We start from the raw sequence: 7,593 nt of genomic DNA, 5'->3' as shown, positions 1-7,593 counted from the left end.
GTAAGCGATGGCTTGGCGGATTTTACGGTAAAACAACAGGGCGGAATCAGGCCGGATACCGGGTGTACCGGCAGCTGCACGGGCCGTTACTTCCGATACAGAAAATTGAAGAATTTTTTCCGTGTAGGTTTGCTTGGTTTGCAATGGGTTACCTTCATTTTTTACTCATCTGCGTCAGCCCCAAATTTTAAACTCAAGGCCGTCTGAAACTTCAGACAGCCTTGAGTCTTGACGTATTAACCATCATCGAATCCTCCATCATTGCCCTAAGCCGAATTGCGTTGAGTTTGCCAGCCGATTTGCGCTTTGGTGTAGAAAAGATTGGTATAGAAACACACCAGATCACCAACGTGGCACATTACCTGAAGTCATTTGGCAGAGATAAGGCAGCAGATTATTCGGAATACTGTTGGGCTGTTCGCCAATCAAGCCGATTTCATGTGCGCCGATGAGGTTGAAACACGCTCCGGCGTGGATCGGTTTTGAATGTCGGTAAGTATGCGCCCAACCATTGATTTCGATGTGCCGTAAGGATGGGCGGTGCCGCCCGGCGGCATATCTTCGAGATATAAGGCGCTTTGTCCGGGTCGCTATACACCGTAGCTGATGAGCTGAATACAATATTCAATACACCTGTGCACGCTATTTCTTCGGTTAAGACCAGGCTGCCGGAAACATTATCACACATATCCCATCAGTTCGGCCACGCTTGCCCCTATTGCTTGTCAGGCATCACCGAATCAATGCTGTTTTCAGCAAAAATACGGCGTGAAATTTCATGATCGCGGATATCACCCTGATAAAACGGAATATCCTGACTGGTAATCACTTTCAGATGTGGTAGCATATGAATGCCTGAATTACACATATTAGCTAGAATCACAACGTGATGACTGCTTTTCAACCAAGATACAACTGTGTGCGAATCAATAAAGCCAATGCTGCCGGTAACGAGAATGTTCATCGCGTTGGTTGTGCCCTGGAAAAATGATATTTCAGAAAAACGGACGGCCGTAGGAAATCAAAGTGCAGCCTGTGATGTGTGAAAACCCCGATTCCCCCCCTTTTCAACCGTCTTAACTGCCGTAATGCAAACATAACCAAAAACGACTTCAAAACCAAAAACGACTTCAAAAGCTATGGCAAACAGAATTGCCCCGTATTCCTGCCCGCCGCGTATTTAAAGGCTGCCAAACGTGGAAAAGCAGTACGGGCCGGTTCCCCGGCTTCCAATGGCATTCGCTGACACTTAGATAACACGCCGGTCATTGTATGTAGAAAGGCCTTCGAAGTAGGGTTTGTCACTGTTTCAGACGGCCTATTGGAAAGTAATCATAACAGCCCCAGTATGGCTTACCGTGCATTACTGTCGCCGGCGCGGATGTGGCAGCCGATGCCGCTTATACACCGACTGAAATTTTGGGTTGTCATGATGATGTTGTTCGGCAAGCCGCTGCGGCTGAAGTTGGATCGGCAGATAAATATTCATGCAAAAAGGTTATCTAAAATATTTTTAGATATTTTATGTATTAAAAACAACATATTATACTTTCTTCGCCTCCTCGCTAAATACTTCGCGCCACAATGTTCTGACGCGGTCATAATGCCTCAGCAAAACATCATTCACTTCCACTTTGCCGATATCGCGCAGCTTGGTGTTGTGTTGCTGCTGGCGGTAAAAACGGTAGGCGGTGCGGCTTTGTTCGGCGAGATTTTTGTCGATCAAACCGCAGTCGGCGGTGATGTTTAAAAGTGCGATGTTGCCATAATTATCGAGCAATTCGGGGTGTTGGTGTGCATGCGCCAAAATCAGGTATTGCACGATGAATTCGACATCGACCACGCCGCCGCGGGCATATTTGACGTTGCTGTCGGCAGGTGGGTGGGTGGGGAACATTTTTTCGCGCATATCGATGATTTCGCTTGCCAGTTTGGCGGTGTCGCGTTCAGTAGTCAGGATGTCGGCGCGGATTCGGTCGAAAGCTGTCTGAATCTCGGGCATGCCGCAAATGAACCGCGCGCGGGTGAGGGATTGGTGTTCCCAAGTCCAAGCATTTTCGCGCTGGTATTTTTCAAACGCGGCCACGCTTTGGGCGAGAAAGCCGCTGTCGCCGTTGGGACGCAGGCGCACGTCGACATCGTAGAGCGTGCCTGCACCGGTGGGGGCGGAGAGCCAGTTGGTCAGGCGGCGGGCGAAACGGATATATACGTCTTGTGCATCGGGGTCGCTGTCGTCAAACAGGTAAACTAAGTCTAAATCCGAAGTGTAGCCCAATTCTTTGCCGCCGAGTTTGCCGTAGCTGATGACGGCAAATTGCGGCGTGTCGCGGTGTTTTTTCGGCATGTCGGCCCACACGGACGGCAGTGCGGCGGTAATCACGGTGTCGGCAAGAGCAGAAAGTTCGTCGGATAGGGCTTCAATCGTCCACAGTCCGGCCAAATCCTGCACCGCCAAACGGAATAGCTGGGCGTGTTGGAAATGGCGCAGGACGTCCATTTGCGCTTCGGTGTCGTGTTTGCAGTTGTTGAGGCCGTCTGAAAGCTCGGCGGCCAGTTTCGGCCAATCGAAATCGGTTTCGAGCAGTTGGGTGCTGATGAGTTCGTCAAGCAGAATCGGGTATTGCGTGAGATAAGCGGCTACCCACGAGCTTTGGCTCATGATTCCGGCCAGTTGCTGCAAGGTTTGCGGGTGTTCGTTGAGAAAGGCCAGATAGGCCGATCGGCGGCTGATGTTTTCTAGAAAATCCATCAGGCGCATAAAGGTGTCGGTCGGGTTGGGTTGTGCGGCAGCGGCCTGTATAAAGGCGGGCACCATCGCGTCGAATCGCGGCTGGGCATGCGCCGATAAATGACGGTATTTGTGGCTGCTGCGCAAATGGTCAAGACGGGCGGCCACTCTTTCGGCATGAAAACCGTGTTTGTTCAGCTGCTTGCTGCGTTCGTATTCGTCCGGTTCTTCTTGCCAGGCCCACAGCCATTCATGGTTGTTTTCATCGATGTCGCTCTCCGAATCGCTCAAAATTTCGTTAAACAAAGCATTCACGCGGCGGCGGTGGGCGTTGAGGCTGTCTGAAAAAGCGGCATAATCGGTAAAACCCATGCTTTCGGCCAGAAATTGCTGCTGTTCGGGCGTGGTCGGCAGGGTTTGGGTTTGTTGGTCTCCCCAATATTGCAATCGGTGTTCGACAGCGCGTAAAAAACGGTAGGCTTCCAACAGCATGCGCACCTGCCCGCTCGGGAGAATGCCCAGTTCTTCCAGCTTCAACAGCGTTTCCTGCGTGCCTTTCAATTGCAGCGCGCGCATTTGGCCGCCGCGTATCATTTGGAAGATCTGCGCGATAAATTCCACTTCGCGTATGCCGCCTGCGCCGAGCTTCACATTATCCGCCAAGCCTTTTTTGCTCACTTCGTTGCGGATTTGGCGGTGCAGGCTGCGCATGGCACTGTAGGCGCTGTAGTCCAAATATTTGCGGAACACAAACGGGCGGATTAAGCCTTTGATGTCGTTCGGATATGGCGTGACCACGCGGCCTTTGCACCACGCATATCGCTCCCATTCGCGTCCTTGCTGAATCAAGTATTGCTCTAATGCGGTTTCGCTCAACACCAATGCGCCCGAGCCGCCGTCCGGCCGTAAACGCATATCGACGCGAAACACCCAGCCGTCGGCGGTGACATCGTTCAGCAATGCAATCAGCTTTTTGCCGACGCGTGTGAAGAACGCCTGATTGTCGAGGTCGCGTTTGCCGTCGGTCGAACCCGATTCGGGATAAACAAAAATCAAATCGATATCGGACGACACGTTCAACTCATAACCGCCTGCTTTGCCCATCGCCACCACGCTCAAATGCTGCGGTTCGCCCGTGTAGCGGCCGATGGGTGTGCCGTACATGTCTTGATAATAGGCATAGGAAAAATCCAGTGCTATGTTGATGGCAAAATCGGCAAACAACGTAATCGTGCGCGTGACTTCGTCCAAATCGGCCAAACGGTTGACATCGCGCACGATAATCTGCGACACCACATAGCGGCGCAATTCACGCAACTGCTTGGCCAATTCTTCTTCGTTTTCATCGGCGCGGATTTTGCCCCAATCGGCAAAGGCTTGGAAATCTTCCATGCCCAATGCTTTTGCCAGCATGGGATGAAAAATTTCTGCTTTCAGACGGCCTGAATCCAGATTTCGGGCGAGGAACGGAGAATAGCGGCGGCCGGTGTCGAGCAGGTTCATGATGGTGAGTGGGCAGGAAAGGTAAAAGTTCATCATAGCAAAGAAAACAGGCCGTCTGAAAGGGTTGAAGCGGCTTTTTAAAGCTAAATGAGCAACTGTTGAATATTTTACACTTGTTTCCCGTCCCGTCCCGTCTGTCGGGAAGGGGTCAGGGAAGGGCGGTACTATGGCATCAGTTTATTTTCTATTTCCCGAATCTGAATATTTACGCTTCATAGCTGCGCAATTTTCAAAGCAACATCAATCTTCAATCACGGCTCCCCAAATCTCACAGATCCTATTTCAAATAAATACCTTGATATGCTTCAAAATCCATTCAGACGGCCTTTATCGGCATCATTAAATTGTTTACAATGCAATACAGTCATTTTCCAATCAATCAAAGAGCAAAAGATGAAACACATCGCAGTATTGGGCGGCGGTTTGTGCGGCCGTTTAACTACGTGGGGCTTGGCGCGGCAGGGCTTTGAAGTATCGCTGTTCGATAAAGGCACGCGCAAGGGCGAACAGGCGGCGGCTTATGTGGCGGCGGCCATGCTCGCGCCTTTGGCTGAATCGGTAGAGGCCACGCCGTTGGTAGTGTCGCTCGGGCGGCAAAGCATGGATTCATGGCGCGACATCACGAGCCGTCTGAAAACACCGGTGTTCCATCAGGAAAACGGCAGCCTGATTGTGTGGCACGGGCAGGACAAACCCTTGTCACGCGATTTCCAGCAGCACTTAAGCCGTGCCAACCAAGGCGAAAACCCGACCGTGCATTGGTCTGCTGCCGACATCGCCGCCCATGAGCCGCAACTGGCCGGCCGCTTTTCAGGCGGACTTTATCTGCCGGGCGAAGGTCAGTTGGACAACCGTCAAGTGCTGGTGTCGTTGGCCGATACATTAGAAGATAGCGGTGTGCATTGCCATTGGCAGCAAGCGCATGAAATTGCTGATTTACAAGGCTTTGATGGCATTATTGATTGTCGCGGCTATGGTGCCAAAGCGCGTTGGAACAGGCCGTCTGAACCGAGCCGGTTGCGCGGTGTACGCGGCGAAGTGGCACGCGTTTACGCGCCCGAAGTCAGCCTGAACCGTCCGGTGCGCTTGCTGCATCCGCGTTATCCGCTCTATATTGCGCCTAAGGAAAACCATCTGTTTGTGATTGGCGCGACCCAATTGGAAAGCGAAAGCGATTCGCCAGCCAGCGTACGCTCAGGTTTGGAATTGTTGTCCGCTCTGTATGCGGTTCATCCCGCATTCGGCGAAGCGGAAATCCGCGAGATCGCCGTCGGCCTGCGCCCGACTTTACCCCACCACAATCCGGAAATCCGTTATCATGAAGCATCGCATTTGATTGAAGTAAACGGCCTGTTCCGCCACGGCTTTATGATTTCACCGGCAGTCGCGGGTGCGGCGGTGCGGCTGGCCGTGCATTTGTTTGGCGGTGGCGAAATGCCTGAATCCGATGCTGAAACGGGTTTGGACTATTTGCGCTTGGCTTCCATCTGAAACTGAATAAAAGGAAACCCAAAATGCAGTTTCCAAAATTAGTTAAGCCTTTGAAATTTTATGCGGTCGTCCCGACCGCCGGTTGGGTCAATCGCATGGTGAAAGCCGGCGCAGATACGGTGCAGTTGCGCAATAAAGGTTTGAGCGGCGATGCGTTATACCGCGAAATCGAACGCTGCGTCGCCGCCTGCCGAGGCAGCGACACCCAACTCTTTATCAACGACCATTGGGAGATGGCGGTAAAAGCGGGTGCATACGGTGTGCATTTGGGGCAGGAAGACATGGATACTGCTGATTTGGCCGCCATCATGGCCGCTGGACTGCGTTTGGGATTGAGCACGCATTCTGTTGCCGAGCTTGACCGTGCCTTGTCGGTAAACCCGAGCTACGTCGCCAGCGGTGCGATTTTTCCGACGACCACCAAACAAATGCCGACCGCACCGCAAGGGTTGGACAATTTGCGCCAATACGTACGACAGGCCGGAGATACGCCGGTGGTGGCCATAGGCGGTATTGATTTGAACAATGCGCGCCGGGTGTTGGCAACGGGCGTATCGTCGCTGGCAGTGGTGCGTGCGGTGACGGAAGCGGAAGACCCTGAAGCGGTAGTGAAAGCATTTCAGGCTTTGTGGGGCGAACAGGCCGTCTGAAAAGATCCGACGGTAAATCAGGCATGGTTTGAAATCGGTTTCAGACGGCCTAAAGGAAATTAGCATGAACATTAAACTAAATGGAGAAGATTTTGAATTTTCAGGGAAAAATGTTGCTGATTTGGTGGTATCGGTTGGCCCTGATAAGCCATTTGCCGTCGCGGTGAACACGCAGTTTGTGTCTAAAGGCGTGTATGAACAAACGCTTTTGAGCGAAAATGATGCGGTTGATATTGTGCGTCCGGTGGTCGGCGGCTGAAGCGGAAAGGAACATTATGTTGAATCTTTATGAAAAATCGTTTGCTTCGTGCCTGCTGCTCGGTACGGCAGCTTACCCAACGCCGGAAGTGTTGCGCCAATCGGTTGAAGCAGCCAAGCCCGGCATGATTACCGTGTCGCTGCGCCGCGCCGGTTCGGCAGGTGAAGCGCACGGACAGGGTTTTTGGGGCTTGCTGCAACAAATGAATGTGCCGGTGTTGCCCAATACCGCCGGTTGCCAAAGTGTGCAGGATGCCGTGACCACCGCGCAAATGGCGCGTGAAGTGTTTGAAACCGATTGGATTAAACTGGAATTAATCGGCGATGACGACACCTTGCAGCCGGATGTGTTTCAATTGGTCGAAGCGGCGAAAATCCTGATTGACGACGGTTTTAAAGTGTTGCCGTATTGCACCGAAGACTTAATCGCTTGCCGCCGCCTGCTCGATGCCGGTTGTCAGGCATTGATGCCGTGGGCAGCGCCGATTGGTACGGGATTAGGCGTGGTGCATGAATACGCGCTGAAAGTGTTACGAGAACGCTTGCCTGACACACCGCTGATTATCGATGCGGGGTTGGGTTTGCCGTCGCAAGCGGCGCAGGTAATGGAGTGGGGCTTTGACGGGGTATTGCTCAATACCGCCGTATCCCGTTCGGGAGATCCAGTTAACATGGCGCGCGCATTTGCTTTGGCCACCGAAGCCGGACGCGCTGCATTCGAGGCTGAACCGGTACAAGCACGCGGACAGGCTCGGGCAAGTACGCCGACCGTTGGACAGCCGTTTTGGCATTCAGTGGAATATTGAGTGAATGGTTTTTTAATGAAGATAAAACAGGCCTTTCCCGACAACAAAAAGCAACATGGCCGACACACAACTGACCACAAGGCAACGCCTGCATTTCCGGACACGACCGCAAGCAACCCCCCAGACAGACCGCACAAACCATCCTCCGCCGCCAGCC

At 52.6% G+C, this 7,593-nt stretch carries 6 protein-coding genes and 2 pseudogenes; 5 read left to right on the top strand and 3 right to left on the bottom strand.

Features of this window, described 5'->3' with window-relative positions; all coding sequences use genetic code 11:
• A pseudogene (locus tag C7N83_RS16320) lies at nt 1–158 on the bottom strand (IS1595 family transposase); the annotation flags it as partial.
• Nucleotides 159–348: 190 nt separating this feature from the next.
• Nucleotides 349–964, bottom strand: a pseudogene (locus C7N83_RS17130) (NAD-dependent epimerase/dehydratase family protein); the annotation flags it as partial.
• Nucleotides 965–1,383: 419 nt separating this feature from the next.
• Here C7N83_RS17130 and C7N83_RS16665 point away from each other — a divergent pair.
• Nucleotides 1,384–1,506, top strand: coding sequence for a hypothetical protein (locus tag C7N83_RS16665; protein WP_281256779.1), 123 nt, complete (start codon nt 1,384–1,386; stop codon nt 1,504–1,506).
• Between the two features lie 37 nt (nt 1,507–1,543).
• Here C7N83_RS16665 and glnE read toward each other — a convergent pair whose 3' ends face one another.
• Entirely contained in the window at nt 1,544–4,231 is a 2,688-nt protein-coding gene (glnE, locus tag C7N83_RS12220) for a bifunctional [glutamate--ammonia ligase]-adenylyl-L-tyrosine phosphorylase/[glutamate--ammonia-ligase] adenylyltransferase (RefSeq protein ID WP_106742973.1), read from the bottom strand.
• 393 nt (nt 4,232–4,624) lie between these two features.
• Here glnE and C7N83_RS12215 point away from each other — a divergent pair, with 393 nt between their 5' ends.
• The 4 genes from C7N83_RS12215 to C7N83_RS12200 all read left to right on the top strand — a co-directional run bounded on the left by C7N83_RS12215 (nt 4,625) and on the right by C7N83_RS12200 (nt 7,436).
• The gene (locus C7N83_RS12215) at nt 4,625–5,722 is read left to right on the top strand and encodes an FAD-dependent oxidoreductase (RefSeq protein ID WP_106742969.1); all 1,098 of its coding nucleotides are present in this window, start codon (nt 4,625–4,627) and stop codon (nt 5,720–5,722) included.
• Nucleotides 5,723–5,745: 23 nt separating this feature from the next.
• Nucleotides 5,746–6,372, top strand: coding sequence for a thiamine phosphate synthase (gene thiE / locus C7N83_RS12210; protein WP_106742968.1), 627 nt, complete (start codon nt 5,746–5,748; stop codon nt 6,370–6,372).
• A 64-nt stretch (nt 6,373–6,436) separates the two neighbouring features.
• Entirely contained in the window at nt 6,437–6,631 is a 195-nt protein-coding gene (thiS, locus tag C7N83_RS12205; RefSeq protein ID WP_106742966.1) for a sulfur carrier protein ThiS, read from the top strand.
• A 16-nt stretch (nt 6,632–6,647) separates the two neighbouring features.
• The gene (locus tag C7N83_RS12200) at nt 6,648–7,436 is read left to right on the top strand and encodes a thiazole synthase (protein ID WP_106742964.1); all 789 of its coding nucleotides are present in this window, start codon (nt 6,648–6,650) and stop codon (nt 7,434–7,436) included.
• Nucleotides 7,437–7,593 lie beyond the last annotated feature (157 nt).

It is taken from the genome of Neisseria iguanae, from assembly GCF_003013245.1.
Classification (GTDB): Bacteria; Pseudomonadota; Gammaproteobacteria; order Burkholderiales; family Neisseriaceae; genus Neisseria; species Neisseria iguanae.
The sequence above is the reverse complement of the archived record's forward strand: the minus strand, read 5'-3'. Positions and strand labels throughout refer to the sequence as shown.

Excerpts from the sequence above, each read along its gene's own strand:
- C7N83_RS12215 (WP_106742969.1), top strand. The coding sequence starts at position 4,625 with ATGAAACACATCGCAGTATTGGGCGGCGGTTTGTGCGGCCGTTTAACT.
- C7N83_RS12200 (WP_106742964.1), top strand. The coding sequence starts at position 6,648 with ATGTTGAATCTTTATGAAAAATCGTTTGCTTCGTGCCTGCTGCTCGGT.
- thiE (WP_106742968.1), top strand. The coding sequence starts at position 5,746 with ATGCAGTTTCCAAAATTAGTTAAGCCTTTGAAATTTTATGCGGTCGTC.
- glnE (WP_106742973.1), bottom strand. The coding sequence starts at position 4,231 with ATGAACCTGCTCGACACCGGCCGCCGCTATTCTCCGTTCCTCGCCCGA.
- thiS (WP_106742966.1), top strand. The coding sequence starts at position 6,437 with ATGAACATTAAACTAAATGGAGAAGATTTTGAATTTTCAGGGAAAAAT.